The sequence below is a fragment of the Pontibacter aquaedesilientis genome, assembly GCF_014773225.1.
Taxonomy (GTDB): Bacteria; Bacteroidota; Bacteroidia; order Cytophagales; family Hymenobacteraceae; genus Pontibacter; species Pontibacter aquaedesilientis.
In genome coordinates this window covers 62,938-89,699 of record NZ_JACXAJ010000007.1, presented here as the reverse complement: position 1 = coordinate 89,699, position 26,762 = coordinate 62,938, and the positions used below count along the sequence as shown (strand labels likewise).

Sequence of the window (26,762 nt, the reverse complement as noted above, 5' to 3'; positions counted from 1 at the left end):
TTTAAGGGTAAATTTAGAGGCAGGTAAGATGCCATAAGACTGCGAACGCTTATCCTGCAACAATTTAACCATGAAGCCATTTAACAATTGACAATCAACAATTAGCAACCATCAATCAACACCCACCAAATTTGCGTATCTTTGCAGGTCGTACAGCTAAGGTATAGCTGTGCCATTTAAAGATAAAGTTTAGAATGAAATACCCGGTTTTTAAAGACCTGATCATATTTGAGGATGAGGACTTCCTGGTGGTGAGCAAACCACCTTTTCTGGCCACTCTGGAAGACCGCACGCCGAATACCACCAACTTACTGAAACTCGCCAAGCAGCACAACCCCGACCTGCAAGCCTGCCACCGATTGGATAAGGACACGTCGGGCTGCCTTGTGTTCGCTAAAAACCCGGAGGCTTACCGTCACTTGTCTATGCAATTTGAGCACCGCCAAGTGTATAAGGTATACCATGCCGTAGCCTGGGGCGTGCATAAATTTGAGGATGAGCTGGTGAAGCGCTCTATTCTGGCAGGCGCGAAGGGTGTTGCCAAGCTCACGCCACAGGGCAAACCAGCCGAGACTTACTTCACAACGCTGGAGAATTACAGCCGCCATACCCTAATCGAGTGCATGCCGGTAACGGGTCGTTTGCACCAGATACGCGTGCACCTTGCTTTTTTGGGAGCGCCTATTGTGGGCGACTCGCTGTACGGAGGCGAGCACCTCTACCTAAGTACCCTGAAGCGCAAGTTCAACCTGAAGCAGCAAACTGAAGAGCAACCGCTTATCAAGCGCTTTGCCCTGCACTCGCATACCATTGGCTTTAGGTTGATGAACGAGGAACCTATCAAAATAGAGGCGCCATACCCGAAAGACATGGCCGTGCTGATCAAGCAACTCAGGCAGTATAACTAGCCGAAAAAAACAAAGGGGACTGATGCGGTATCAGTCCCCTTTGCTCTTTTATAAGGTATAGCCATTCTAACTTACCCGTAGCACGATCTTGCCAATGTTCTTATTGGCTTCCATGTAACGGTGCGCTTCAGCCACATCTTTCCAGTCGAACACAGAATCTACTACAGGTTTAATTGAACCGTTCTCAAACAGAGGCAGAGCGAAGTTGCTCATGTCCTGGGTGAGCTTTATCTGGTAATCGCGAGTGCGGGAACGCAGTGTAGACCCGATTACCTGCAGCCGTTTGATCAGGATCTGTCGCAAGTCGAAGTCCTCTACCTTGCCACCGCCCAGGCTCGCCAGCAAAATCATTCTGCCGTCCAGGCGCAGGCACTCGACGTTTTGTTTAAAGTATGGCCCGGCTATGAAATCCACGATCACATCCACCCCTTCTGAGTTGGTGTAGGCCAGTACTTCGTCCTCAAAAGGCACTTCTTTATAGTTTATCGCTTTGTGAGCACCCAGTTCCAGACAGGCTTTTACTTTTTGCTCAGAGGCCGTCACCAGTATTTCGGCTTGTAAGGCGCGTGCCAGCTGTATACCTGCTGTGCCTACGCCGCTGGCTCCCGCATGAATCAGCACCCTTTCCCCTGCCTGCAGCTTACCGAGCCATACCAAAGCTTGCCAGGCTGTCAGAAAGACCTCAGGTATAGCGGCCGCTTCCTCCATGCTGAGGTTGTCAGGTATAGCCATGGCCATTTCCTCGTGCAGCACGGCGTACTCGGCATAGCCACCGCCCGGCAACAAGCCCATCACCTTATCGCCCTTCTTGAAACGGGTACAGCTTATACCTGCTTCCACCACCTCCCCGGCCATTTCAAGGCCCAGTAACGGACTTTCACCCTTCGGGGGCGGGTACTTGCCTTGCCGTTGCAAGGTGTCGGCACGATTGAGCGCTGTGGCATTCACGCGCACCAGCAGTTCGTACGGTTTAGGCAATGGCTGTTCGTATTCCCCCAGCACCAGTTGCTCTGGTCCGCCGGGCTGCTTCAAGATAATGGCTTTCATTTCGGTCAATTTACAAAAATAGGTGGCTATACCTTAAGACGCCGACAGAAAACAGATGTTTCCTGATTATGGATAAAACCGCCTTCAGTTAAGCTAATCAGCATATTTTACCTTACCAATAAAAATAACTAAAGAATTACCGCACAAACACTTGACCTTATTACGAAAGTTTCGTAATTATACGAAAACATCGTAACACTATGGAAAAGCTGACGCAACAGGAAGAAGAAGCCATGCAGGCGATTTGGTCGCTGGATGGCGGATTTATAAAGGAGTTCCTGGAAAAGTTGGACGAACCCAAGCCACCTTATACCACCCTGGCCTCCACGGTGAAAAACCTGGAGAAGAAAGGCTTTTTGCAGAGCGAGAAGTTTGGCAACACCTACCGCTATACCCCGCTCATCAAAGAAGAAGACTATAAGAAACGCTTTATGAAGGGCTTCGTGGGCGATTACTTTAAGAACTCCTACAAAGAGCTGGTAACTTTTTTTGCGAAGGAAAAACAGATCAGCGCAGAAGAGTTGAAGGAAATTATTGACATGATCGAGAATAAAAAATCGAAATGATATGCCGACCCTGCTCCTATACCTACTGAAAGCGAACGTAGCCCTGGTGCTGTTTTACCTGGCCTACCTGCTGGTGCTTCGCAAACTCACCTTCTACCACCTCAACCGGCTTTTCCTAGTGTTCGGCATCGTCTTTTCTGCGGTCTACCCGCTGATAGACCTTTCTGAACTGTTTAGCAGGCACGAAGAACTGGCCGTTATGCAAAGTTACGCCGTGGTGCTGTCTGCCTGGTCACCCAACGCTATACATGAGCAAGCAACAGCATTCGACTACTGGCTTATACCTGTCGCCTTGTTCTGGGTAGGCTGTGCCTTTATGACCATAAGGTTGCTGCTGCAGTTTGTCTCGCTTTATAGCATTCACCGTGCATCGGTACCTGCTTCCTACCAGGGCGTGGGCTTCCGCAAAGTGCAAGGTATAGCAGAGGCATTCTCTTTCTGGAAAACCATCTACCTGAATCCGGATCAGCACCGCTCGCCCGAGCTGGAATCGATACTACGGCATGAGCAGATCCACGTGAACGGCTGGCATACGCTGGACGTGCTGCTGGCCGAACTGAGCACTGTGCTTTACTGGTTTAACCCGGGTGTGTGGCTCATGAAAAAGTCCTTGAAGGAAAACCTTGAATTTATAGCCGACCAGCATGTTGTAGATGCTGGCGTCGACAGAGTATCTTACCAATACCTCTTACTGAAAGTTGTAGGCGCCACACAACCTCAGATTGCCAATCAGTTTAATTTTCCATCACTTAAACGAAGAATTGCCATGATGAACAAAAACAAAACCTCACTGAGCCACATGGCCAGGTATGCCGTGCTTATACCGCTGATAGCGGCGCCAACGCTCATGCTGTCTGCAAACAGCAAAATGTCAGAGCCAATTACCTTGCCCGTGCAGCAGGAACCGAGCGAGCCAATTACAGCCCTTCCGGATTCGGTTATCTATTACATCGACGGGAAAGAGGACACCGATAATGCCCATAAGAAACTTGACCCGAAAGCGATTAGCAGTATCAATGTTTACAAAGGAGAAGGTGCTAAAAAAGTAACCGGGAACAGGGCCGCCAAAGGCGTAGTTTCTATTATCACTGAAAAGAACAAAAATTCGAAGCCGGTACAGGAGTTCCAAAAGAAATTCCCAGCGCCGCCTAAACCGGGAACGCCTCCACCACCGCCTGCCCCAGCACCAGGCACGCCTCCGCCGCCACCTGCCAAAGAGCAGCTACCTCCTCCACCTCCGCCTATGAAAGGTGATGCTGATGAAGCGTATACCTACATTATAGGGATAACAGACGACTACTATAAAGATGCAGCCAATCTCCCGGAAGACCACAAAGCTTTTCTGAAAAGGAACCCTAATGTGAAGCACGTTGGCTTCAAGTTCAACAACAGGAAGGAGTACGATTTGCTTTCGTTTGTGGTATACCTGAAGTCCGGCAAAACAGAGGTATACGATTACAACAGGAACCCACGCATACCTGCCGCAGAAGCCAAATATGGTCAGCTGCCCGGTCTGCCACCTCCCCCGCCACCGGCCAGAGCTTCTGAAAAATAATACCGTCGCTTAACTAAAAGGCATCGGCCTGAAGAATCCTCTTGTTTCTTCAGGCCAATGCCTTTCTTATCTGGCTATAAATCCCAGCTTCTCCACTATTCCTCTGTGTTCCAGTATATTTCTAACACAAGTATTGCATATCAAAATTATACCTTCTATCTTTGTGTCCATTTTCGAAGAACTGTCGAGAAATAGTCAATTGTTAAATAAATCGCTTACAACCACCAAAAATGAATCATTTAAGTTTTAAGACTCAGTATGTCAACAAGAAGACAGCCAACAAAGGCTGGGTGATTGTGGATGCTGGGCAAGGAAACCTGGGTCGCGTGGCGTCTGAAATCGCCAAGATCCTGAAAGGCAAACACAAGCCTTCGTACACGCCAAATGCTGACTGCGGCGACAACGTAATTGTTATCAACTCTGATAACGTGCGTTTCTCTGGCCGTAAGTGGGATCAGAAGTACTACCTGACACACACTGGTTACCCAGGTGGTCAGAAGAAGACTTCTCCACGTGAGCTAAAGGCTAAATCATCAACGCTGCTTGTAGAGCGCGCTGTTCGTGGCATGTTGCCAAAAAACAGCCTGGGTCGCGAGCTGTTCAGAAATCTTCATGTTTTTACAGGAAGCGAGCACCCGTTTGCGGCGCAGCAGCCTAAAGAATTAACCCTCAACATCTAATAATTAATGGAAGTTATCAATACATCTGGTAGAAGAAAAACCTCGGTGGCTCGTATCTATATGACGGCCGGGCAAGGGAATATCACTATTAACGGTAAAGATATCAAGGCATACTTCCCTGACGAAGTATTGCAAACTATTGTGAATCAGCCGTTTCAAACCTTAGAAGCTATTGGCAAGTACGATGTTACTGCTAATCTAAAAGGTGGTGGTGTAAGCGGCCAGGCTGAAGCACTTAGACTTGCTATCGCAAAAGCACTGGTAGTAGAAAACGCCGAGACTAAATCAGCACTCCGCAAAGAAGGATTCGTAACCAGAGATCCTCGTATGGTGGAGCGTAAGAAGTTCGGTAAGCGCAAAGCGCGTCGTTCATTCCAGTTCAGTAAACGTTAATATTAAAGGTGTATCAACAACATGGCAAGTACTAATTATAAAGAATTACTTGAGGCAGGTGTTCACTTCGGTCACCTTACCCGCAAGTGGGATCCGAAAATGGCTCCGTATATCTTCATGGAGAAGAACGGTATCCACATCATTGACCTGAACAAAACTTTGGTTGCGCTTGAAGAAGCTACTTCAGCTATCAAGAACATCGCCAAGTCTGGTCGTAAGATCCTTTTCGTAGCTACCAAAAAGCAGGCACAAGACATCGTTACTGAAGAAGCGAAGCGTCTTAAAATGCCTTATGTGACAGATCGTTGGTTGGGCGGTATGCTGACTAACTTCGCGACTGTTCGTAAGTCACTTAAGAAAATGTCTACCATCGACAAGATGGTAAAAGACAACACAGCTTATGCAGCTATCGCAAAGCGTGAGCGTCTGATGCTTTCTCGTGAGCGTGAGAAACTGGAGCGTGTTCTTGGCGGTATCGCTGATCTTTCAAGACTCCCTGCAGCCCTTTTCATTGTTGACGTGAAGCGTGAGCACATCGCTGTGAAGGAAGCACACAAGTTGAACCTACCTGTATTCGCAGTTTGCGATACAAACTCAAACCCTGAGCTGGTTGACTTCCCAATCCCTGCAAACGATGACGCTTCTAAGTCTATCGCCCTGATCGTTTCTATCATGGGTAAGGCAATTGAAGAAGGTCTGTCTGAGCGTAAAGTGGACAAAGAAGAGACTGAGCGCAAGCGTTCTGAAGAAGAAGGCATTAAGGCCAAGCAGGAAGCAGACGAGCAATAATCTCTAATGCATATTGCATTTTAAATAAACTGAACATTGGGCTCACAGGCTTCAATGTTCAGTTTGTTTTAGGGCATAGGAGAGACACAAGACATCTGAAGCAGGACACAAGACTTTAAATTTGCGTGTCAGGAAGCAGTCGAGGTTTAAAGTGAAGCTCTCCGGTAAACCCAAACAAGAACATTCGTAATTCTTAATTCATAATTCTTAATTATAGAAAGATGGCTATTACAGCACAAGACGTTAACAGACTTCGCCAGGAAACTGGTGCAGGTATGATGGACTGCAAAAAAGCGCTTACTGAAGCTAATGGTGACTTCGAAGCTGCAAAAGATATCCTGCGCAAGCAGGGACAGAAGATTGCCAGCAAGCGTGCTGACAATGTTACTTCTGAAGGTTTAGTTCTGACGCAGGTAAGCGAAGATGGCACTAACGGTAAAGTAGTTGCTGTGGCTTGCGAAACTGAGCCAGTATCTAAAGTAGATGATTTCAAAAACTTGGCTAAAACTATCTTGGAGACTGCTGTTTCTACCAACGCTTCTTCTAAAGAAGAGCTGTTGGCAGCACCACAGGCTGACGGTCGTTCCCTGCAGGACCACATTACGGATCTGATGGGTAAGATCGGTGAGAAGATCGATGTAGTTTCTTACGAGAATGTAACTGCAGAGAAAGTTGTAGCTTACAACCACTCTAATGGCAAACTGGGTGTACTGGTAGGCCTTAACAACACAAACGGCACGGACGTGACTGAAGTTGGTAAGGACATCGCCATGCAGATCGCTGCCATGAAGCCAATCGCGCTTGACAAAGACGGCGTTGACGCGGCTACCATTGAGCGTGAGATCGAGATCGGCAAAGAGCAGGCGCGTGCTGAAGGCAAGCCAGAGCAAATGCTGGAGAAGATCGCTCAAGGTAAACTGAACAAGTTCTACAAGGAGAATACACTATTGAACCAGGAGTTCGTAAAGGACCCATCGCTTACTATCACGCAGCTGCTTGACAAAACAAGCAAAGGCCTGACTGTAACTGAGTTCAAGCGTGTGGCTATCGGCTAATCTCCATTAGCTTAATAATAGAAAAGGCTCTGATTTCTCAGAGCCTTTTCTATTATTAAGCCTACACCTTACCCATTCCTTCTTACCGTCGATACGAAAGCGTCGCGCATATCCTGGAAGCGGTTGGTAACGGCAGACAAAAACTCTTCGTCAATGAGAGCTTTAGCGGCCTTGTCGTCGCCGATCTCCATTTCACTTATCTTGTAGGTCTGCTCAAAGTCTCCTTTCTCAAATTTCAGCAGGTACTTTCCGTTCCAGGAAAGCAAGGTGATCTTCATTTCTGGATGGGCTATGTCGTCTACTACTCTCATCGGTTTATATGCTTTATAAAATGATCTAATGTGCTAACGTAAAATCAGGCTTCGGGTACACACTATTTATCCGGTTGCGTCAGTCCGTTCCATTTCTATACCCATCAGTTGCATGAGCTTGCTGGCGTTAAAACTGCGGCAAATACCACGCTGCAAGGTATAGTCGAACAAAATTCTGTCGCCTTCGATGGTGCTGTTGAAACTGTAGTTCTCTACACTACCCGGCAGCTCCTGCTCCATGGCACCGAGCTCCAGATCGTGTGTCGAGATCAGGCCAGAGGCATTGCGGCGGTGCAACTGCCTAATCAAGGCCATGGCTCCGGCGTGGCGGTCACGGGAGTTGGTGCCTTTGAGTATCTCATCGAGCAGGTAAAAGACAGGCTCCTCCCCTTCCGTCATGTTGAGCAGGATGCGCAGGCGTTTGAGTTCGGCATAAAAGGAGGAGGTATTTTCAGCCAGGTTATCGACGGTGCGCATAGCGGTGTATACCTGCATAGGAGCCACCGTCATACGCTGTGCGCATACGGGAGCCCCCATAAAGGCCAACACCATGTTTATGCCAACAGTACGCAGGAAGGTTGTCTTGCCCGACATGTTGGAACCCGTCACCACGATCGTTTTGCCAGCGCCCTGCATCTGGAAGTCGTTGGCGATGCGATCCACAGTAAAGATCAACGGATGCGCCAGCTGCTCGGCATCAAATACGAAAGGCATTGCGCTCAGCTTAGGTATAGCAAAATGCGGATGGGCATATTGGAAAGCAGCCATACTGGCCAATGCCTCGAACTCAGCTAACAGATCCAACGCTTTTTCTACTTGGTCTAGATGCTGTGCTTTCCAGGACTCCAGCCGGTAGATCCACACAAAATCCCACATCAGGATTGTGTTCAGGAAAAAACTCATCAGGGTGCTTAGCCGCCAGGAGAAATAATCGATGATGTTGGCTACTTTGCCGATGGCCTCCGAAGCTGAGGTATTTCCTTTGTATAACCTGTCTCTGATTTCTGCGAGAAGTGGTGCTGTAAAGGTATACTGTTCCATGTGCCGCAGTTGATCGGTATAGCTTTGCATCGCCTCGTACATCCCTATGCTCTTGTCATAGTACTCATCGCGCACCTTCTGAAACTTAAGTCCCAGCAAATATTGAACAGCTAAGAATGCCACTGGTATGTAACCGGAGTAACCATAGAGCCAGGCGGCAATGGCAGCCAGCGTGAGGACAGGCAGCAAAAAAACCAATACTTTTAGAAACGGGTTCTGCTTGTAAAATGCCTGCTGACGGAGCCAGTTAAAGAATTCCTGGCTATGGCTTTCGGCATGTTTGTAATGCATGGGCTTTACAAGCGCCTGCTGCAACCATTCCTGCTGCTTGGGTTGCGTCAACTCTGCCACAGCGTCCTGCCTCTGCAATACTTCAGTAGACGGGGCAGCCTGTTGGAGCCACTGTGCCAACCTGAGCTTGCCAATACTGGTCACAGAGCGGTTTATGAGTTGAAAAAGGGAATTGCTGCCAAAAATATCCAGGTCAGAGGTATAGGCATGGTGGTCGTCTTTAAACATAACGCCCCCATCGAACTGGTCCAGCCGCCCATGCAGGCGCTCAATTTCCTGTAGGTTAAGTTTACCGAGTAACTGTAGTTGTTTATACCTGTAGTCGAGTCGGCTGTGCCAGCGCATGACCAGCAAAAACAGGATATAAAACCCGAATATGCTGACAATGCCACCGCTTATATTGCTGGCGTTGAAAAAATACCAGGCAACACCAGCTCCGGCTACAAACACGACTACGCGTAACCAGGACACGGTACGTGATTTTCCGGCTGCCTGCTTTTCCTGCTCCGCATAGTCCGCAGCTCGTTGCTTGAATTCTTCTTCTCTGTTATGCACGTAATTCCTTTTCAGATGCCAAGGTGTAGCCTAATCGATCGTAGCGATACACTTCAGCTCAATGGCAATGGGGGTTGGCAGTTTGTTTATCTCTACTGTGGTGCGGCAAGGCTGGTTGTCCTTGAAATACTCGGCATAGATGCGGTTGTAAGTAGCGAAGTCATCTTTCATATTGGTCAGGAATACCGTAACGTCAACGAGCTTGTCCCAACCGGAGCCGGCATCTTCCAAAATATAGCGCACATTCTGGAACACCGAGCGACATTGAGTTTCGATATCGTAGGACGTGATGTTGCCTGCTTCGTCCAGCTCTACACCGGGAATCTTCTTTGTGCCACGCTCCCGCGGTCCAACTCCTGACAGAAAAAGCAGATTGCCTACACGACGCGCATGCGGGTACAACCCCACCGGCTCAGGCGCTTTGGATGAGTTAAGGATGTTATTTTCGTTTGCCATAGAGTAGACACTTTGATACCAATTTGCTTATTATTCAAATCTACGAACGCCTATCGACTTTTACATCGGAGGGCGATTAATAAATTAAGCTATAATCTAATTACCTTTAAGACAGTTATTGTTCCAAACCTGACCGCTGAAATTTTGCCCCTTAGTGAAATGCTGATTAAGAGAATAACTTTAGGTGATGCTGCTTTCCTGAAAGGTATAGCCATTCTCATCATCATGCTGCACAACTATTTCCACATTCTGGATAAGGCCCCTGGAGAGAACGAGTTTTCATTCTCCGATCCGACCGTCTACACTTTTCTGTATAACTTAATTACGTCACCTCTGGATATCTTCAGGCAAACGTTTTCATTTTTTGGTCATTATGCAGTTCAAATATTCGTTTTTCTCAGTGGGTATGGGCTTGCGATACAATATTCGCAGGACAGAAACATCAAATACGCACAGTTCTATTTAAAACGCTTCAAAAAGATTTACCCTGTACTGTTTTTCGCAGTAGTTCTTCTTTTTATTTATAAAACTACAATTACGCTCCTCTTCCCGGCCAAGGCAATGGATCTGGCTACTTTCGCTTATGAAGGTTTTTTCAAGTTACTGTTAGTCTCCAATTTGATACCTGACCAAGCACTCAGCATTTCGGGGCCATGGTGGTTTTTTGGGCTCATACTCCAGTTATACCTTATCTCTCCTTTCCTCCTGAAGTTAAAGAGAGACACTTATCTAATTGCCTGTATCGTTATTCCCTGGCTAATCCAACTTGCTTTTATTGTATCTCTGCCAACCGCAATTCCTTTCATCCGTGTCAACTTTCTGGGGCATTTACCTGAATTCGCACTCGGGATCTACCTGGCACGCAAAAGCATCATCTCCATGCGACTCCTACCGTTCGCACTTGCTCTTCTTATATTCGGATTAGGCTCGTTCAGTCAATACTTCTGGCTGCTGGCGTTTTTCAGCGTGCCTTTTATCGCTCTTGCTTTTTATTATTATACCGCTCCTTCCAAGCGTAGTATTTTTGCGAAAGCAATTACTTTTTTTGGTAACAACTCATTGTATTTTTTTGCTGTTCATGGCCTGTGCCGCAGTCCTTTTGTAGCATTAGGCAACCGCTCTATAGTGTGGTCTTTAATTGCCGCTGTTGCATACCTGGCTGTGGTATTCGTTTTTACAATGGTATTTAAGTTTATAGTCAACAAGTTAATGAGTCTCGTGGCTCCCGCTTTACAAAAAACCTGAAGAGAAAGAGATGCGATTGCCTTCCAAAATTATTTATACTTCTCTGCTCTATCTTTTCCTCTGCCTCTTTATCGTCACAGTAGAAATGCGGCCGGGCAGGGTGTACCAGGTCTTGCAGATGCTGTTGTTTCAGGGCAGTGTCATGAGTTTGACACTATACCTGTTGGTGTTCTGCTTTACTGCCTGGGCCATGCAGGTAGCACTTTTCAACAGCTACAGAACTGCTCGCCTTATCACTGCCGGACTTTGGCTCCCATTTCTTTTCATCAGTTTGGTCTATCGCTTTATATCTGGCTATAACTACAATTATGCCGACGCCCATACAGCCTTAAGCAATACATCATTGCTAAGTTCTGCCATTCAAAACTATGCATTGCCTGTTTTAGGTGCGCTGGCAACAACTATGGGGGTAGCAGCGGTGTTGCGGCTTGTAACTAAACGGTTTCGGTATACCTATCAGGCTAGTTATGCATTAGCACTGTTACCTGCTGTTCTGCTGGGTTATTGGTATATAAACAGAACACTGGGTGTTATCGACGACCTGCCTGCTTTATACAGGGTTCCATTGAGTACGCTCACGGCCTACAACCATGCGCTGCCTCAGACTCAGCGCGAACCCGTTAAGGTGGTACCCAAACACCCTGGCGCAAAACACCTGTTCCTGATAGTCGATGAAAGCATAACAGGGAGTGCACTTTCGCTTAATGGCCAGGAAGCCAATACAACTCCCTTTCTTAAAAGCGTTGCACCGGAACTTCAGAACTTCGGAATAGCGTCGGCCTGCACTAACTATAGTGCCGGCAGCAACATTGCGCTTATGAGCGGGCTACAGTCCCATGAGCTCCCCGACAAAGATAGAAAGGCTTTACAGCAGCCCAGTATATTTCAGTATGCCAAGAAGGCCGGCTATACGACCTATTTTGTAGACATGCAGATGGGGCGAGGCATTCTGCAGAATTTTATGACGCTGCATGATCTGGAAAGCGTTGACCATTACCTTTATGTGACTGAAGAGCAACTTGAACAGCCCTACTACGAGCGCGATTTTTTCATTGCGGATCTACTCCTTAAGCTTTCTAAATCTGATGAGAAGGTTTTTGTATATGCCAATAAAGTAGGCGCTCATTGGCCTTATGCCCGTACTTACCCGCCCGACTCTACTTTTTATAGACCTGTATTATCGGAGCGAAGCATTTTGAAGAGTCGTAAAAAGTCAACCAATACGTATTTCAACTCCCTCAGATGGTCTGTGGACAGGTTCTGGGAAAAGCTAATGGGTGGCATAACACCTCAGGATAGTACTTTCATAATCTATACTTCGGATCATGGTCAGGACTTGTCTGGCGATGGCATCAGCATTACACATGCGAGTGTCTCCAATGTGTCTCCTGTTGAGGCTAACGTTCCGTTGTGGTGCTTGGATAAGTCTGGCTATACTGCCATGCTTACAAAGCCAAAACCCAACCAGCAGACACATGCCCAGATATTTCCGACACTGCTGATGCTTCAAGGCTATGCCCCGAGCCATATAAGAAGCAGGTATGGCCCCACGCTATATGAGTCGCCTCCCGCTAATCGTGTCTTCCTGAGCGGCGATATTTTTGGACGGGGAGCTAACTCGATTATTCCTTTCCGTTATTAATCAAAAAAAGAGCCGGCTCACAAGCCGGCTCTTCTCACCTTAAACAAACACTTATTTTACAAACTCTAATGCTATATGTTTCATAATCAGGCTATCGCGTAAACTTCACGTCGCCATATTTAGAGACTATGCTCACGGAGGCTTTAGACGAAGCACTGCCAAATTTGCCTTTATATACTGCTGAGGTGTGGCTTTTTTCGAGGGTAGTGTATTTCACCAGTGCCTTATTAACATTGAAATTTCCGAACTGCACATTTACATCGAAGTCAAATGTGGTGTTGTCGTCAAAATTCAGGTATATCGGGCTAAACCCACTGGCCACATTTATTTTACGAACATTTTTACTGACATTATCCACGCGGAGCGAACCATACTTTAATTCAAGGTCAAGGGATTCTGCCAGACTGCCGATCTTAAAGTCACTGAATTTAGAAGAACCCTTCAGCCCATTGGTACTTTCCATGTTGAGATCAGAATAGGCAATATGTACCTGACCACCGTTTATATAACCACAGCGACCTGAGCCATAGGCAATACTGACAGAGTTGGATGCATTACTCAATCTATCGGATTTGAGTGATCCGTATTTTACATTCACATCTACTTTTCCCTTCAAAGCGGCTAGATAAACATCTCCAAAGCTATTTTTAACAGTTAATGCGTTTTCATCAGGCATACTGATTGTGTAGTTGATCTCAAAACTTCTGGTCCCGCCATGGTTCTTTATGGACTCCATCTCGGTTCTCACAAAAACAGTGTTCTCACTACGCTTGTCAGCTATGCTTATCTTATCGAGAAGTTCTTGCGCATTTTTCTCCGAACTCGCTCTGCTGATTATCTCAACCTTCACCTGTATTTCATTTCGATCCCAGGTATTCACATGCACCCTCCCGAACTTGTTTTCGACATTAAGTACATCTGACTTGTTCACCTTATAGGTCTTCTCAAAGGTCTTGCGTTTCTCGGAGTCATAGGCAGTTGCTTCCGCTGTGCACTCTGGGTTACTCGTGCTGGCAGGGCCCGTCTGCTCAGGTATGGCAGGAAGGGGCGTAACTTGCAAAACTTGATCTGGAGTATAGCTAGCAGTGGCAGGGACAGTTTGCACAGCCAGTACCGGTGCCGAGATTGGCGCAACTGATATAGCAGATGGGCAAGGTGTCTCCGGGGCTTCGGGCTGTGCAAGCACCAGGGCAGGCAGCAAAGCCAGCAGGCAAGTTAAGTTGCGCAGAGCGTTAAATAGTAGTGGTCTCATTGTATTCAGGTTCAGTATTGTCTTGTTTTTGAATTTGTTCTATTTTCTGAAGCACTTCCAACTGGCGGTTCAGTACCTCGATCCGTATCTGCAGGTTTTGGATCATGGCTCCCATCACCTGATCAGTGTTCGGGGTAGTATAGAGTTGGTTCTTAAGTTGAGTATAGCTACTGTCGAGTCGGGCAAGTTCGCGGTCTATACTGCGGGCTTCATCCAGGCCAAGCACTTTCACATCGTAGTCACTCAGCTCTTCACGTTTCTGCTTAATCTGATTCGTGTAATACACCTCCACCTCGGCCAGTTCAGGCGCGATCTGGTTGAGTTGTACTTGCTCACTTGCAGCCGCCATCGTGTTATTTGAAACAGGGCTGTTTTGCTTCACCATCCAAAGCGTGAGGCCGCAAGCCAACAGCAGCACAATGGTCGCCGCTACACGCATAAACAATAAATCGGTGCTGAAGTTAAGTCGCTCCCCGAAGCTAATGCTAATCATTTTGGCTTCTTTGCGGGTAGCCTGCTCCTGGGCAGACTGCGCATTCAGTTCGCTACAGATCTCCTGCCACAGCTCCGGCCGGGGTTCGAACACATCGAAGTCCTCCCGGTTTTCGTTCACAAATTCCTTTAATCTATCTTTCATCTTTGCTCCTCTATTATTGTAAAGTTCAAACCATGGTCTCAGAATCTTTTATGATATCCAACAGCTTCTTTCGGGCCCGGCTATACTGCGATTTCGAAGTGGACTCGCTTATGCCCAGTATCTCCGCAATCTCGGCATGGTCAAATCCTTCGAGCAGGTATAGGCTAAGCACAACGCGGTAGCCGTCTGGCAATCGCTGGATGGCTCTGCGGACTTTCTCTACCTGCCACTCAGTGTCGTCGCTCTCCTCCTCGTCAGGTATGTCGCCTGCTATGCGCTCTTCCAAAGGCACCAACTCAGAGCGGCGCTTTCGGATGGCATTGACGGAGGCATTGATAACGATTCGTTTGAGCCAGCTCCCGAATGAAGCTTCTGCTTTATAAGAATGCAGGTTTTTGAAGGCGCTCATGAACGCTTCCTGTAACACGTCCTCGGACTCGGCATAGTCGTTGGTGATGCGCATGCTCACGTTAAACATGGCTTTGGAGTAAAGTTTGTACAGCTCATACTGGGCACGGTTATCCCCTTCCCTGCAGCGCTGCACTACCTGAGCATTTACATCCTGAAAAGTGCTTTTTTCCAAAATTGCCTCGTTTATCGTTCTTTTTGCCTCGTTCGTCGACTAGTTAGCCTATTTCATCCTATATCTTCCTTCTCCTTCATTCTATCTGCACTAAAGACACAAGCAAAAGCGTTGGGTTGCATCAAGTTGCAAAATATTTCCAATAATTTTCCGTTGCTAACACTTCAGTGGAAAAGGTGTGCGCATTTTTCAGGTATAGCCACAAAAAAAGCCAGCCCCGGACGGGACTGGCTGTGTCAGAATCAGGATTTACAGTATTTTAAGATTAACAGGATTTTATCACTGAGTGACTCTTAAAAATTTTCAGACTCTAAATCTGCACATACTGAATCCTGATCATTAACCAATATCAAACTTAATGCCCTGGGCCAAGGGAAGCTCACGGCTGTAGTTGATGGTGTTAGTCTGACGGCGCATGTAGATCTTCCAGGCGTCGGAACCAGACTCACGGCCACCGCCTGTGTCTTTCTCGCCACCAAAGGCTCCACCAATCTCGGCACCGGACGTACCAATGTTCACATTGGCAATGCCGCAGTCAGAACCCCAATGCGTCAGGAAAGCTTCTGTCTCGAGTAGGTTAGAAGAGAAGATAGCCGAAGAAAGGCCTTGCTTCACACCGTTCTGAATCTCAATGGCGTCTTCCACGGCACCACTATACCTGATCAGGTATAGGATAGGAGCAAATGTTTCTTCCTGCACCATGTGGTAATGGTTTTCGGCCTCTACAATAGCTGGTTTCACATAGGTACCGGTTGCGTATTGCTCGCCTTCCAGTACCTCGCCCCCTGTCAGCAGTTTGCCGCCTTCACTCTGCACGTGTTCCAACGCATCCTGGAAAGCCTTCACGGCGTCTTTGTCAATCAGTGGTCCTACCAGCGTGGTGTCATTCAGCGGGTGTCCGATCGGCAGGTTCGGGTAGATTTTGAGCAGGCGCTCTTTTACTTGGTCGTATACATTCTCGTGGATGATCAGGCGACGGGTAGAGGTGCAGCGCTGGCCACAGGTACCCACGGCCCCAAACACCACGGCACGCAGCGCCATCTCGATGTCAGCATTCTCGGTGATGATGATGGCATTGTTACCCCCCAACTCCAGCAAAGATTTACCAAGACGAGCTCCCACGGCCTCGCCTACCTTCTTACCCATACGGGTAGAGCCTGTTGCCGATACAAGTGGTACGCGTGTGTCATGTGCCATCAGGCTACCGATTTCTGCATCGCCGATGATCACATTAAATATACCTTCAGGCAGCTCATTATCGGCCAGCACGTCGCGGATGATGTGCTGACAGGCGATGGCCGTCAATGGTGTTTTTTCGGATGGTTTCCAGATAGTCACGTCGCCGCAAACGGCTGCCAGCATGGCGTTCCAGCTCCAAACTGCTACCGGGAAGTTGAAGGCAGAAATAACACCAACTATACCTAGTGGATGGTACTGCTCGTACATGCGGTGCTGCGGACGCTCCGAGTGCATTGTGAAGCCGTGCAACTGACGTGATAAGCCTACGGCAAAATCGCAAATATCGATCATCTCCTGTACCTCGCCCAGGCCTTCCTGCAGGATCTTGCCCATCTCGTAGCTCACCAGTTTGCCCAGTGCTTCCTTGTGCTCACGCAGCTTGTTACCGATCTGTCGCACGATCTCGCCTCGCTTCGGAGCTGGTACTGTGCGCCATACCTTAAAAGCCTCCTGGGCAGTTTTCACCACCTGTTCGTAGTCGTCGGCAGTGGCCATGTTCACACTGGCGATCAGGCTGCCGTCGGCAGGTGAATAGATGTCGCGGGTGGTTTTGTTGCCTTCGCCTCCCCAGTTCAGGCCGGTGCTATAGGCGGGGTTCAGTTCTTTGATGCCCAGTTGCTGCAGTACATCGGCAATGGCTTTTGTCAGGGGCATTTCATCTATGGCTTGTTTCATAATTCTATTTGTTAATCTTGGTTTTAATGATCACGGGTGTTTTGTGTAAGCTGTACCTGTACCCCAGGATAGCTCAGCAGCATGAAGATAGGCCTTTTTTTGCTTCTATTAAAACAAAAAAGCTCCTGCAATACTGCAGAAGCTTTTTGCTTAGAGCGATCCGGCCTTAGCGTTTCCCGATCGGGTAGTAGGCTTTCAGACCATCAGGGTATACGCCCTCTATATAAACCACACCGCTATCAAAGTTCTTCAGATGTTTCTCCACATCAGCCGGCACATTCACTGCATACTTGTCGATTCGGGTGATGATGAACCCGTCTTTCATCCCTGTATCACGGAACTTGCTTTTGCCAATGTTGCTGATCTTGGCACCACCGTCTATACCTAGTTTGTTCATTTCCTGCTTGCTTACGGCCTCAAAAGTAGCACCGTCAAACGTCACAGCGTTAGCTGTACTGCGCTTTGAGATCTCGGTGCTGTTATTCAGACTGCGAAGCGTGACATTGGCCGACCGGGACTTGCCATCGCGCAGGTAATCCACTTTCACTTTATCGCCAGGTCGGTAACGGGCTACCTGCTCCAGCAGCTGCGAGCTACGGGCTACCTTTACATCGTTGATGGCTGTGATCACGTCTCCGTTACGCAGACCAGCTTCTTTGGCACCGCCCTCCCGCACTTCTTCCAGGTATACCCCATTCAGAGTGTTCAGGCTCTTTTCCTTGGCCAAAGCTGCATCAATCTCCCGGATTGTCGCTCCGAGCAATGCTCGCTGTACTTCACCATACTTGAGCAGGTCATCCACCACTTTACTTACAATAGCAGAAGGCACAGCAAAAGAGTAACCGGCAAAAGAACCAGTCTGGGAGGCAATCGCTGTGTTGATACCTACCAGATCGCCGTTCAGGTTAACCAAAGCGCCACCACTGTTGCCCGGGTTCACAGCCGCGTCCGTCTGGATGAAAGACTCAATACTAAGGTCATCATTCTGACTAGTGCGCAGTATATTGATGTTACGGCCTTTGGCACTCACGATACCAGCCGTCACTGTGGAGGTCAGGTTCATGGGGTTACCCACAGCCAGCACCCACTCCCCTACCTGCAAGTCGTCAGAGTTACCGTAGCGAACGATCGGCAGTTTATCGGCATTGATCTTGAGCAGCGCCAAATCGGTAGTCGGGTCTGTACCAACCAAGGTGGCTTCGAATTTGCGCTTGTCATCCAGCACCACCTCTATTTTGTCGGCCCGGTCGATCACGTGGTTGTTGGTCACAATGTAACCGTTAGAAGCGATGATCACGCCAGAACCGGAGCCCATCTGCGGGCCACGCGGCACTCGCTCCCCAAAGCCATCGCCAAAGAACTCCCGCAGGAAAGGATCCATGGGCGTGTTGCTGCGCTGCGTGGATCGCACGGTATATTCGGTCGTAACGTGCACTACCGCCGGAGTGGAGACTTGTGCTGCTTTAATAAAGTTAAGCCCTTCCGGCACCACGGCATTGCTGCTGCGCATGTCGCTTGTATAACGCACGGTCGGGTACTGACCCTGTATTTCTTCGGTTTGAATAACGTTGTCTTCCAGCAACTTATAGCTACCTACTGCAACGCCACCGCCCAACATGGCCGAAAGCGTGAGGCCAACGATAAACTGTTTCGTCTTCATGTATTGAATTCCTTTAAATTGACGTATTTTAAATATTACGAATTATCTATATTATAAACTTATAACGCTAATATACTATACGGCAGTATATGTGGTCAAGGTAAATCGCAAGGTTTAACACTTTTATAACAAAAAAGAGGCCAGTTTCGTGGCCTCTTTTTCATACTGCTTATTTGTTCTCTTTTCCGTTTTCGGTTGCCACTACCCGCTTTTGTTTCGACTGGGTTTTGGCTTCCTCACCGCCCGATATGGCAATCTGTCGCTTCATGGTCTTTTGCTCGTCCTTTGGCACTGTCACCATCAGAATACCATCCTGCAAATGGGCTGCAATCTTGTCCGGATCAACATTGTCGGGCAAGTAGAATGTGCGTGAGAACGTACCATATTGGGTTTCCAGCATCTGGTAACGGCGGTCTTCCTCTTTCTTCTCGAAGCGACGCTCACCGGAGATGGTCAGCTTCCCTTCCTGGAAATCAATTGCCACATCCTCTTTGCGAATGCCGGGCAATGCGATCTCCAACTCATAGCCATTTTCTGTCTCGCAGGCATCCACATGCGGTGTGAATCCGGAAAATCCTCTTGTGTTTACAGACTCATTAAAGAATCTGTCGAGCATCGAACTGAAAGTCTGTGGCATCTCTTGCTGCATGCCATTGTATTTTCTTAATACCATAGCTACCTCCTATTTTTGATGTTATGAATAAATCAGATTCACAAGAGGTATAACCAAAATCAGACCATTCGCCTTATTTTATAAAATCATGAAATAATGTCATTTTTAAAAAGCCTATAATCTGACATTCCTGTCAATTTTTCATTTCTCTAATAGGTATAGCTCCCCGTGGATATGGCTCTGTTGAATGCATACTTCACTTCCAAACCAAAGATCGGTGAGATGCGGTTACGCTTGTCTGTATACCCCTCCTGAATCAACACATCGTTTTCATCATATTTCGGTCCCACTTCCACAAAGTAGTAATCAGTTTGCCGCAGGAAGTAAGGTGTTATGCGCAGTTTGTCGTTGAGCTCATAAGTCAGATTGAGGCGAAGTCTGGTTCGGTCAATCGTGCGCACGTCTCGGTCAGCGTTATCATCCCCCAACTCTTTGTTTACAAAAAGCTCGAAAGATGCAGATGGCGTCAGGAACCGTTCGCCCAATGGAAGCCGCTTACCTAGTTCAGCCATTAGCCTGAAGCGGCCAAAGGGGTCGCGTTGCTCCTGATTGACATATTCTACCATGGCCTGCTTATTAAAGAACAGACTCTTGACGGTACCGCTATGACGCACAAAACCCGTGAGGAAATTGCTCTTAGGCATGTCTTCCACCGCATACCGGTAGATGGCCCCGGCACGCCAATGGTCCGTAAAGGTATGCTCGTAGCCTAATGCCAACTGTACCCGCTCAAAATTACCCAGCATCTTCACACCGTTGTAGCGCTTATCTGTATTGATGCGGTATTGGTTTTCCAGAAAAAGGAGCCCGTTCTCGCCCAGTCCGTAGCTCAGCTGCAACTCTGGCCAAATGGCGGTAGGTGCTGTGATCTTGCTCTGTGCAGTGCCCAGCAGTGGCATAGCTGCCAGCAAAAGTATAAGGTATAGGTTCTTCATATCGCTCAAAACTAAACTTTTGACTGCAACTCTTGCACGGCCAGCCAAGCCATCAGGCCACTGCCCACTTCCAAAGCCGATTCTTCAATATCAAACGTAGGCGTGTGCACCCCGGAGGTGATGCCCCGCGCTTCGTTGCGTGTGCCTAAGCGGTAGAAGCAAGCCGGTACTTCCTGTGAGTAATAGGCAAAGTCCTCGGCTCCCATCCACAGATCCAGGTCAACCACATTCCCGGCGCCCAGGTATAGCTCTGCTGCCTCGCGGGCTCGGGCTGTCAACTCCGGATCGTTTTTCAGGAAAGGGTAGCCAAACTTGATGTCAATGTCGCAGCTGCCGCCCATGCTTTCGCAGAGCCCCTCTGCCAGTTTGCGTATACGCTGGTGCGCCTCTTTGCGCCATACCTCATCCATCGTCCGGAAAGTGCCTTCCAGTTTTACTTCGTTGGGTATAACATTGGTAGCGCCTAAGGCTTCCACTTTGCCAAACGAGAGCACGGTCGGTACTTTCGGACTGGCATGGCGGCTCACGATTTGCTGCAATGCCACGATCAGGTGCGAGGCGATCAGTACGGGGTCTACGTTCAGTTCCGGCAGTGCCGCGTGGCCCCCTTTCCCTTTCACCGTAATGTAGATTTCGTCGGCACTGGCCATGTACATACCTGAGCGGAATCCCACCTTACCGGCTGGTAGCATCGGGAACACATGCTGCCCAATGATGCCGCCCGGCGCCGGCTGCTGCAGCACGCCCTCTTTGATCATAACGGAAGCGCCCCCTGGAAATTTCTCTTCGCCCGGCTGGAAAACCAACTTTACGGTACCTTCAAATTCGTCGTGCAATTGCTGCAGAATGCGGGCGGCACCTAGTAAAGAGGCCGTGTGCACATCGTGGCCGCAGGCATGCATCACGCCTGCGTTTTTGGATTTATACGCTACCTGATTTTGCTCTGTGATAGGCAATGCGTCCAGGTCAGCCCGTAGGGCGATGGTTTTGCTTTCGGGGTTTCGCCCCTTGATCAAGGCCACGACGCCGGTTTCTGCCATGCGCGTGGTTTCCAGCCCAAAGTGTTGCAACTGCTGCTCCACATAGGCAGCCGTGTTATGTTCTTCAAAAGAAAGCTCCGGATGGGCGTGTATATGGCGGCGTATACCTAATGTGTCGTTGCTGTAGGCTTTGGCCAGGTCTTTTATTTTCTGACTTAACTGATTCATGCAGGTTGTATGCTTCGGAGCAAATGTGAGCTCCCGGGGTATTTATCACTAAATATAAAAAGAAAAAACGTTGCAGCCACTGTAGCAACTGCAACGCTCTTATACCTATAACAGCAAAACTGCCCTAGTTTTTAGGTATATTGATTTGGTCCTGCACGATATGTGCATTCGGGATCAGGTCAAGAATCTGGTTGAGTACTTGCTGGGCCTCTATACGGCTGAAATAGTCGCCAATTTTGAGCCGGAAGTGAGGCTGCTGGTAGGTCAGATAGTCTTTTTGCTCCGGCACTCGTGCGATGATGGCTTTGCGCAAACTCATAACCGTTTGCCGCTCGGATCCATTGTAAGCCAGAATCCGGTACCCCTGTGCATACTTTATGTTCTTGTTCACGCTGGCAACAGAGTCCATCAGCACAGCTACCTTGCTGTTTTCATGAGCAGTGGGCTCTACACGGGCAACCGGCGCTTCCATGTCTTCAACCGGATACTTCGGGCGGTATATGCTCACATCATCCATCACCTTCGCACTGGTTGCGACTCCCTCGTCACTGTCAGGACCCTTACGCGCTCCCTTTGAAGGAGAACAGGCAGCTGACAGGGTGATAATGAATACCAATAATAAATTAAGCGCTTTTTTCATGTTTCACAATTTGTATACTGGCAGAGCAACCTAGTCGGTCGGCTCCCGCCTCAATTAACGCCTGGGCATCAGCATATGTTTTGATTCCGCCCGAAGCCTTTATTTTAATGTGGTTTGGCAGCACCCGACGCATCAATTGAATATCCTCTACCCTAGCTCCTCCTGAAGCAAAACCGGTAGATGTTTTCACGAAGTCTACCTCGGCTGATGCGCAGATCTCACAGGCTCTCTCTATCTCCTCTTTGCTTAGCAGTGCCGTCTCAATAATTACTTTTAACTCAGCCTCTTTCAGGTGACAAAACTTGGCCATATCGCTCAGCTCATTTTCTACCTCCTCATACTTCCCTGACTTAAATGACGAGATATTCATCACCACATCTATCTCAGTGGCTCCGTCGGCAATAGCCTGGTGAGTTTCCAGAAACTTTACTTTGGGGTGCTGGTAGCCTAACGGAAAGCCAACCACGGTAGCCACTTTAACCTGTGTACCCGGCCCGAGGCGCTCTACTGCCTGCTGCACATAGCAAGGCGGCACGCACACTACCGCAAAGCCATAACTGCGTGCTTCGTCACACAGCTGCATTACCTGCTCCTGGGTAGCGTCGGGGCGCAATAATGTATGGTCTATATAAGGTGCGATTTCTTCTCCTGACATAGTGGATTCAATTAAAAAGTAAAGGACATAAAGCAAAGGATTTCCCCCCTGTCTCCTATGTCCTTTGTCTGGTTAATGCTATAAAAATAAGTGCATCCACCTGCTTTTAAGCAAATGGATGCCTTTTATTTAATCTTCGATCAGTACGCAGCGGTTATGCAGCAAGTCTTCCTCTACGGTCTTGAACTTCACGTCCTTTACCACACGGCCATCGTGGTACTGTACGCTCACGCGGTCGTTGCGGCCTGCCACCTTTTGGGAATGGGCCGGCATGATACGCTCTGGTTCCGGAGCCGGTCTGGAGGTAGCGCCGTCGCTTCCTTCAAGCGAAGAGTGAACCTCTTCTTTTTGCTCATGCAACACAGGCGGTTTCGGCATTTGCTGCGGACGTGGCGGCTGCACATCTTCTGGTGCCTGCACAGGTATAAAGGCATGGAACAGGAATGACACCGTCTCCTCGTTTACCTTGCCGATCATACGCTTGAACAGTTCGAACGACTCAAACTTGTAGATCAAAAGTGGGTCTTTCTGCTCGTATACCGCGTTTTGCACAACCTGTTTCAGGTCGTCCATCTGGCGCAGGTGGTCGGTCCAGGCCTGGTCGATAGTACCCAACGTAATGATCTTCTCCATGGCACGGATCAGCTCCATGGCATGCGACTCATACGTTTTGGTCAGGTTAGCCACGGCAGCCAGCTGGCGTTTGCCATCTGTGAACGGCACGGCCACGTTCTCGATCATCGGCCCACGGTTTTCGTGGATGTTGGAGATAATCGGGAAAGCCTGCTCGGCGATCTGCTTGTTCTTCGTCAGGTAATGGTTCAGGGCTTCGTTATACAGGCGCTCCACCAACTGGTTGGCCTGCACTGACTTGAACTCATCTTCTGTAATGGCTGTGTTGATACCGAAAACGCGGATGATGTTCAGCTCGAAGTTCTCGTAATCGCCGGTGTTCTTGTAGTTCACCACCATGTCTTCGCTGATATCATAGATCATGTTCCAGATATCCAGCTCCAGACGCTCGCCATACAGGGCATTGCGACGGCGCTTGTACACTACTTCACGCTGGGCGTTCATCACGTCGTCGTACTCGAGCAGGCGCTTACGCTGACCGAAGTTGTTTTCTTCCACCTTCTTCTGCGCACGTTCAATCGAGTTGGTGATCATGGAGTGCTGGATCACTTCACCTTCTTCCAGACCCATGCGGTCCATCAGGCGGGCGATACGGTCAGAGCCGAACAGGCGCATCAGGTTATCCTCCAGCGATACGAAGAACTGGGAAGAACCTGGGTCACCCTGACGACCGGCACGACCACGCAACTGGCGGTCTACGCGGCGAGACTCGTGGCGCTCTGTACCAATAATGGCCAGACCACCTGACGCCTTCGATTCCGCTGTCAGCTTAATGTCGGTACCACGACCGGCCATGTTGGTCGCGATCGTTACCGTACCTGGCTTACCAGCTTCGGCCACTACTTCAGCCTCTTTCTGGTGCATTTTAGCATTCAGTACCTGATGCTTGATCTTGCGCAGCGTCAGCATACGGCTCAGGAGCTCGGATATTTCTACCGAAGTGGTACCCACCAGCACCGGACGGCCTTTCTCGGTCAGCTCCACAATCTCGTCGGCTACGGCATTGTATTTCTCACGAGTAGTTTTGTATACCTTGTCATGCTCGTCTTTTCTGGCAATTGGGCGGTTAGTAGGTATAACCACTACATCCAATTTGTAAATGTCCCAGAATTCGCCTGCTTCTGTCTCGGCTGTACCTGTCATACCTGACAGCTTGTGGTACATACGGAAGTAATTCTGGAGCGTCACTGTGGCGTACGTCTGTGTGGCGTCTTCTACCTTCACATTCTCCTTCGCCTCGATGGCCTGGTGCAGACCGTCAGAATAACGGCGGCCTTCCATCACACGCCCCGTCTGCTCATCCACAATTTTTACTTTGTGGTCTGGCGTCACGATATACTCTGTGTCCTTCTCGAACAAAGTATAAGCCTTGAGCAACTGGTTGATGGTATGCACCCGCTTCGACTTCTCCTGGAAGTCAGCGATCAGCTTCTCTTTGGCGTGAAGGGTTTCTTCCTCAGAAAGCGACTTGTCGTTCTCGATGTTGGCGATCTCCGTTCCGATATCCGGCAGGATGAACAGCTGTGGATCTTCGCCCTGGCCCGTGATCAGGTCAATGCCTTTCTCGGTCAGTTCGATCTGGTTGTGTTTCTCGTCAATGGTGAAGTAAAGTGGCTCGTCAGCCTCCGGCATCATGCGGGAGTTGTCCTGCAGGTAGTAGTTCTCTACTTTCTGCATGATGGCACGGTTACCCGTCTCACTCAGGAACTTGATCAACGGCTTGCTCTTCGGTAGACCACGGTAAGCTCTGAAAAGCGAAAGGCCACCATCTTGTGTGTTGCCTTCCTTGATCAGGCGTTTGGCTTCTGTCAGGAAGTTAGTCACTACTTTGCGCTGGGCGTCCACCAACATGGCAATACGCGGCTTCAGCTGGTAGAACTCATGCTCATCGCCACGCGGCACCGGACCGGAAATGATCAATGGTGTACGGGCGTCGTCAATCAAAACGGAGTCAACCTCATCGACCATGGCGTAATGGTGCTTGCGCTGTACCAGGTCTTTAGTCTCACGCGCCATGTTGTCGCGCAGGTAATCGAAGCCGAATTCGTTGTTGGTACCGTACGTAATATCGGCACGGTAGGCATTGCGGCGGGCTTCTGAGTTTGGCGTATGCTTATCGATACAGTCGATCGTCAGACCGTGGAACTCAAACAATGGTGCCATCCATTCGGAGTCACGACGGGCCAGGTAGTCGTTTACGGTTACCACGTGCACACCACGTTTCGATAAGGCGTTTAGGAAGGCCGGCAGCGTTGCCACCAACGTTTTACCTTCACCAGTTGCCATCTCCGCGATCTTACCCGTGTGCAGCACGATACCACCGATCAACTGCACATCGTAGTGCAGCATGTCCCAGGTGATCTCATTGCCGGCAGCCACCCACTTGTTCGCCCAGATGGCTTTGTCGCCGTCGATCTGCACGTTTGGTTTGGTAGCGGCCAGGCGCTGGTCCATCTCGTTGGCGGTTACCACCAATTGGCCGTTCTCTTTCCAGCGGCGGGCCGTTTCTTTCACAATGGCAAAACCAACAGGCAGCACTTCCATTAGCACGACCTCCAGCTCCTTATTGCGGTCTTTCTCCAGCTCGTCGATCTCAGAGAAGATATTTTCTTTCTGCACGATGTTCAGCTCCGGCTCATCGGCCACTCGCTTGTGCAAAGCGGCGATTTTTTCATCGATCGGCTTCAGACGCTCATCAATGATGCCTTTTATCTCGACTGTCTTCTGGCGAAGCTGGTCATCAGTCAGACTGGAAAGCTTCGCGTACTCTTCGTTTATTTTGGATACGTAAGGTACAACCTCCTTTATATCTCTGTCGGACTTGGTTCCGAATAGTTTCGCAACGGTTTTACCGAAAAAATCAAACATCTGTATTGTTGTTCTTAAATGAAATCCTGCGTTTGCAATATCGTCAAAAATAGCTGTTTTTCTGATATATCTAAAGCTCTACACTAAAACAATACCAGAATGACGACTGTATAGTGTATCTGCCATATTTGCCGATGCGCTATACCTATCCTCCCAACAAAGCCAAAGCCGCGTAAATTCCTATGCCAGAATGGGGAAAAGCCGGAATGGCTGTGGCATTGTGACAGGGGGGTAATTGCTGATTGTTATTTGATCTGTACCTTGCTAGTTTAGCAACAGCCTTAAATCTTGGCAACTTGCAATGTCTTATAGCTTGGCTTGTCCAGCCGGGCCCAACTTTTTTTCTTGACAAAAAAAGTAGGCAAAAAAGTCAAGACGCTCCAAACTCGCTGAACGCTCAAACAGTGGAGCGTCAAAGAGTGCACATGGCTCAAGTCATTTGTATGTAGTTCACGTGCGAATTACTCTTGCTGTACCTGCCAGTGGTCATGTGATACAGGGCTTATACCTGTAAATCAGTACGGCAGAAAAGTCCCCCTTCGAAGGGGGCAGGGGGATGACAAGCGTGCA

General features: G+C 48.8%; 24 protein-coding genes. 9 read left to right on the top strand and 15 right to left on the bottom strand.

Annotated elements, in window-relative coordinates; all coding sequences use genetic code 11:
• The first annotated feature begins 194 nt into the window (after window positions 1-194).
• The gene (locus tag H9Q13_RS13925) at window positions 195-908 is read left to right on the top strand and encodes an RluA family pseudouridine synthase (protein WP_191184412.1); all 714 of its coding nucleotides are present in this window, start codon (window positions 195-197) and stop codon (window positions 906-908) included.
• Window positions 909-974: 66 nt separating this feature from the next.
• Here H9Q13_RS13925 and H9Q13_RS13920 read toward each other — a convergent pair whose 3' ends face one another.
• Window positions 975-1,955, bottom strand: a complete 981-nt coding sequence (locus H9Q13_RS13920) for an NAD(P)H-quinone oxidoreductase (protein WP_191184411.1) — start codon at window positions 1,953-1,955, stop codon at window positions 975-977.
• A gap of 200 nt (window positions 1,956-2,155) precedes the next feature.
• Between H9Q13_RS13920 and H9Q13_RS13915 the strand changes: the two genes are divergently transcribed.
• The 6 genes from H9Q13_RS13915 to tsf all read left to right on the top strand — a co-directional run bounded on the left by H9Q13_RS13915 (window position 2,156) and on the right by tsf (window position 6,993).
• Window positions 2,156-2,521 (top strand): BlaI/MecI/CopY family transcriptional regulator, encoded by a 366-nt coding sequence (locus H9Q13_RS13915; protein ID WP_191184410.1) that lies wholly within the window; start codon window positions 2,156-2,158, stop codon window positions 2,519-2,521.
• Window position 2,522: 1 nt separating this feature from the next.
• Entirely contained in the window at window positions 2,523-4,076 is a 1,554-nt protein-coding gene (locus H9Q13_RS13910) for a M56 family metallopeptidase (RefSeq protein WP_191184409.1), read from the top strand.
• Window positions 4,077-4,306: 230 nt separating this feature from the next.
• Window positions 4,307-4,756 carry a 50S ribosomal protein L13 gene (gene rplM, locus H9Q13_RS13905; RefSeq protein ID WP_191184408.1) on the top strand — a complete coding sequence of 150 codons (450 nt, stop codon included), beginning with the start codon at window positions 4,307-4,309 and terminating at the stop codon, window positions 4,754-4,756.
• A gap of 6 nt (window positions 4,757-4,762) precedes the next feature.
• Window positions 4,763-5,149, top strand: coding sequence for a 30S ribosomal protein S9 (gene rpsI, locus H9Q13_RS13900; protein WP_018476900.1), 387 nt, complete (start codon window positions 4,763-4,765; stop codon window positions 5,147-5,149).
• Window positions 5,150-5,170: 21 nt separating this feature from the next.
• Entirely contained in the window at window positions 5,171-5,938 is a 768-nt protein-coding gene (gene rpsB / locus H9Q13_RS13895) for a 30S ribosomal protein S2 (protein ID WP_191184407.1), read from the top strand.
• A gap of 221 nt (window positions 5,939-6,159) precedes the next feature.
• The gene (gene tsf / locus H9Q13_RS13890; RefSeq protein ID WP_191184406.1) at window positions 6,160-6,993 is read left to right on the top strand and encodes a translation elongation factor Ts; all 834 of its coding nucleotides are present in this window, start codon (window positions 6,160-6,162) and stop codon (window positions 6,991-6,993) included.
• Between the two features lie 68 nt (window positions 6,994-7,061).
• Here tsf and H9Q13_RS13885 read toward each other — a convergent pair whose 3' ends face one another.
• The 3 genes from H9Q13_RS13885 to H9Q13_RS13875 all read right to left on the bottom strand — a co-directional run bounded on the left by H9Q13_RS13885 (window position 7,062) and on the right by H9Q13_RS13875 (window position 9,647).
• Complete coding sequence (locus H9Q13_RS13885) at window positions 7,062-7,304, bottom strand: hypothetical protein (protein ID WP_191184405.1); 243 nt, start codon at window positions 7,302-7,304, stop codon at window positions 7,062-7,064.
• Window positions 7,305-7,370: 66 nt separating this feature from the next.
• Window positions 7,371-9,191: a MutS-related protein gene (locus H9Q13_RS13880; RefSeq protein ID WP_191184404.1), complete on the bottom strand. Its 1,821-nt coding sequence runs from the start codon at window positions 9,189-9,191 to the stop codon at window positions 7,371-7,373.
• A 30-nt stretch (window positions 9,192-9,221) separates the two neighbouring features.
• Complete coding sequence (locus tag H9Q13_RS13875; protein ID WP_191184403.1) at window positions 9,222-9,647, bottom strand: RidA family protein; 426 nt, start codon at window positions 9,645-9,647, stop codon at window positions 9,222-9,224.
• 159 nt (window positions 9,648-9,806) lie between these two features.
• Here H9Q13_RS13875 and H9Q13_RS13870 point away from each other — a divergent pair, with 159 nt between their 5' ends.
• Together H9Q13_RS13870 and H9Q13_RS13865 are read left to right on the top strand one after the other, a co-directional pair.
• On the top strand, window positions 9,807-10,892 hold the full coding sequence (locus H9Q13_RS13870; RefSeq protein WP_191184402.1) for an acyltransferase family protein: 1,086 nt from the start codon (window positions 9,807-9,809) through the stop codon (window positions 10,890-10,892).
• A gap of 142 nt (window positions 10,893-11,034) precedes the next feature.
• Window positions 11,035-12,534, top strand: coding sequence for a sulfatase-like hydrolase/transferase (locus H9Q13_RS13865; RefSeq protein WP_191184401.1), 1,500 nt, complete (start codon window positions 11,035-11,037; stop codon window positions 12,532-12,534).
• A 91-nt stretch (window positions 12,535-12,625) separates the two neighbouring features.
• On the opposite strand, the gene H9Q13_RS13860 is transcribed toward H9Q13_RS13865, so the two are convergent.
• From H9Q13_RS13860 to secA, 11 genes are all read right to left on the bottom strand, one after another.
• Complete coding sequence (locus tag H9Q13_RS13860) at window positions 12,626-13,786, bottom strand: DUF4097 family beta strand repeat-containing protein (protein WP_224744289.1); 1,161 nt, start codon at window positions 13,784-13,786, stop codon at window positions 12,626-12,628.
• The gene (locus tag H9Q13_RS13855; protein WP_191184400.1) at window positions 13,767-14,423 is read right to left on the bottom strand and encodes a hypothetical protein; all 657 of its coding nucleotides are present in this window, start codon (window positions 14,421-14,423) and stop codon (window positions 13,767-13,769) included. Before H9Q13_RS13855 ends, H9Q13_RS13860 begins: the two co-directional genes overlap by 20 nt.
• Window positions 14,424-14,448: 25 nt before the next feature.
• Complete coding sequence (locus H9Q13_RS13850; RefSeq protein ID WP_191184399.1) at window positions 14,449-15,006, bottom strand: RNA polymerase sigma factor; 558 nt, start codon at window positions 15,004-15,006, stop codon at window positions 14,449-14,451.
• 339 nt (window positions 15,007-15,345) lie between these two features.
• On the bottom strand, window positions 15,346-16,920 hold the full coding sequence (amaB, locus tag H9Q13_RS13845) for an L-piperidine-6-carboxylate dehydrogenase (protein WP_191184398.1): 1,575 nt from the start codon (window positions 16,918-16,920) through the stop codon (window positions 15,346-15,348).
• A gap of 166 nt (window positions 16,921-17,086) precedes the next feature.
• Complete coding sequence (locus tag H9Q13_RS13840) at window positions 17,087-18,580, bottom strand: Do family serine endopeptidase (RefSeq protein WP_191184397.1); 1,494 nt, start codon at window positions 18,578-18,580, stop codon at window positions 17,087-17,089.
• A gap of 169 nt (window positions 18,581-18,749) precedes the next feature.
• Entirely contained in the window at window positions 18,750-19,253 is a 504-nt protein-coding gene (locus tag H9Q13_RS13835; RefSeq protein ID WP_191184396.1) for an Hsp20/alpha crystallin family protein, read from the bottom strand.
• 149 nt (window positions 19,254-19,402) lie between these two features.
• The gene (locus H9Q13_RS13830; protein WP_191184395.1) at window positions 19,403-20,188 is read right to left on the bottom strand and encodes a DUF2490 domain-containing protein; all 786 of its coding nucleotides are present in this window, start codon (window positions 20,186-20,188) and stop codon (window positions 19,403-19,405) included.
• Between the two features lie 11 nt (window positions 20,189-20,199).
• Window positions 20,200-21,396, bottom strand: a complete 1,197-nt coding sequence (locus H9Q13_RS13825; RefSeq protein WP_191184394.1) for a M20 metallopeptidase family protein — start codon at window positions 21,394-21,396, stop codon at window positions 20,200-20,202.
• 124 nt (window positions 21,397-21,520) lie between these two features.
• A complete protein-coding gene (locus tag H9Q13_RS13820; protein WP_191184393.1) occupies window positions 21,521-22,036 on the bottom strand; it encodes a sporulation protein in 516 nt (171 codons plus the stop codon).
• Complete coding sequence (deoC, locus tag H9Q13_RS13815) at window positions 22,020-22,691, bottom strand: deoxyribose-phosphate aldolase (RefSeq protein WP_191184392.1); 672 nt, start codon at window positions 22,689-22,691, stop codon at window positions 22,020-22,022. Before deoC ends, H9Q13_RS13820 begins: the two co-directional genes overlap by 17 nt.
• Window positions 22,692-22,820: 129 nt before the next feature.
• Complete coding sequence (gene secA / locus H9Q13_RS13810) at window positions 22,821-26,192, bottom strand: preprotein translocase subunit SecA (protein WP_191184391.1); 3,372 nt, start codon at window positions 26,190-26,192, stop codon at window positions 22,821-22,823.
• Window positions 26,193-26,762: the final 570 nt, after the last annotated feature.

Coding starts and splice junctions, on each gene's coding strand:
- H9Q13_RS13925 (WP_191184412.1), top strand. CDS start 195: ATGAAATACCCGGTTTTTAAAGACCTGATCATATTTGAGGATGAGGAC.
- H9Q13_RS13920 (WP_191184411.1), bottom strand. CDS start 1,955: ATGAAAGCCATTATCTTGAAGCAGCCCGGCGGACCAGAGCAACTGGTG.
- H9Q13_RS13915 (WP_191184410.1), top strand. CDS start 2,156: ATGGAAAAGCTGACGCAACAGGAAGAAGAAGCCATGCAGGCGATTTGG.
- H9Q13_RS13910 (WP_191184409.1), top strand. CDS start 2,523: ATGCCGACCCTGCTCCTATACCTACTGAAAGCGAACGTAGCCCTGGTG.
- rplM (WP_191184408.1), top strand. CDS start 4,307: ATGAATCATTTAAGTTTTAAGACTCAGTATGTCAACAAGAAGACAGCC.
- rpsI (WP_018476900.1), top strand. CDS start 4,763: ATGGAAGTTATCAATACATCTGGTAGAAGAAAAACCTCGGTGGCTCGT.
- rpsB (WP_191184407.1), top strand. CDS start 5,171: ATGGCAAGTACTAATTATAAAGAATTACTTGAGGCAGGTGTTCACTTC.
- tsf (WP_191184406.1), top strand. CDS start 6,160: ATGGCTATTACAGCACAAGACGTTAACAGACTTCGCCAGGAAACTGGT.
- H9Q13_RS13885 (WP_191184405.1), bottom strand. CDS start 7,304: ATGAGAGTAGTAGACGACATAGCCCATCCAGAAATGAAGATCACCTTG.
- H9Q13_RS13875 (WP_191184403.1), bottom strand. CDS start 9,647: ATGGCAAACGAAAATAACATCCTTAACTCATCCAAAGCGCCTGAGCCG.
- H9Q13_RS13870 (WP_191184402.1), top strand. CDS start 9,807: ATGCTGATTAAGAGAATAACTTTAGGTGATGCTGCTTTCCTGAAAGGT.
- H9Q13_RS13865 (WP_191184401.1), top strand. CDS start 11,035: ATGAGTTTGACACTATACCTGTTGGTGTTCTGCTTTACTGCCTGGGCC.
- H9Q13_RS13860 (WP_224744289.1), bottom strand. CDS start 13,786: ATGAGACCACTACTATTTAACGCTCTGCGCAACTTAACTTGCCTGCTG.
- H9Q13_RS13855 (WP_191184400.1), bottom strand. CDS start 14,423: ATGAAAGATAGATTAAAGGAATTTGTGAACGAAAACCGGGAGGACTTC.
- amaB (WP_191184398.1), bottom strand. CDS start 16,920: ATGAAACAAGCCATAGATGAAATGCCCCTGACAAAAGCCATTGCCGAT.
- H9Q13_RS13840 (WP_191184397.1), bottom strand. CDS start 18,580: ATGAAGACGAAACAGTTTATCGTTGGCCTCACGCTTTCGGCCATGTTG.
- H9Q13_RS13835 (WP_191184396.1), bottom strand. CDS start 19,253: ATGGTATTAAGAAAATACAATGGCATGCAGCAAGAGATGCCACAGACT.
- H9Q13_RS13830 (WP_191184395.1), bottom strand. CDS start 20,188: ATGAAGAACCTATACCTTATACTTTTGCTGGCAGCTATGCCACTGCTG.
- H9Q13_RS13825 (WP_191184394.1), bottom strand. CDS start 21,396: ATGAATCAGTTAAGTCAGAAAATAAAAGACCTGGCCAAAGCCTACAGC.
- H9Q13_RS13820 (WP_191184393.1), bottom strand. CDS start 22,036: ATGAAAAAAGCGCTTAATTTATTATTGGTATTCATTATCACCCTGTCA.
- deoC (WP_191184392.1), bottom strand. CDS start 22,691: ATGTCAGGAGAAGAAATCGCACCTTATATAGACCATACATTATTGCGC.
- secA (WP_191184391.1), bottom strand. CDS start 26,192: ATGTTTGATTTTTTCGGTAAAACCGTTGCGAAACTATTCGGAACCAAG.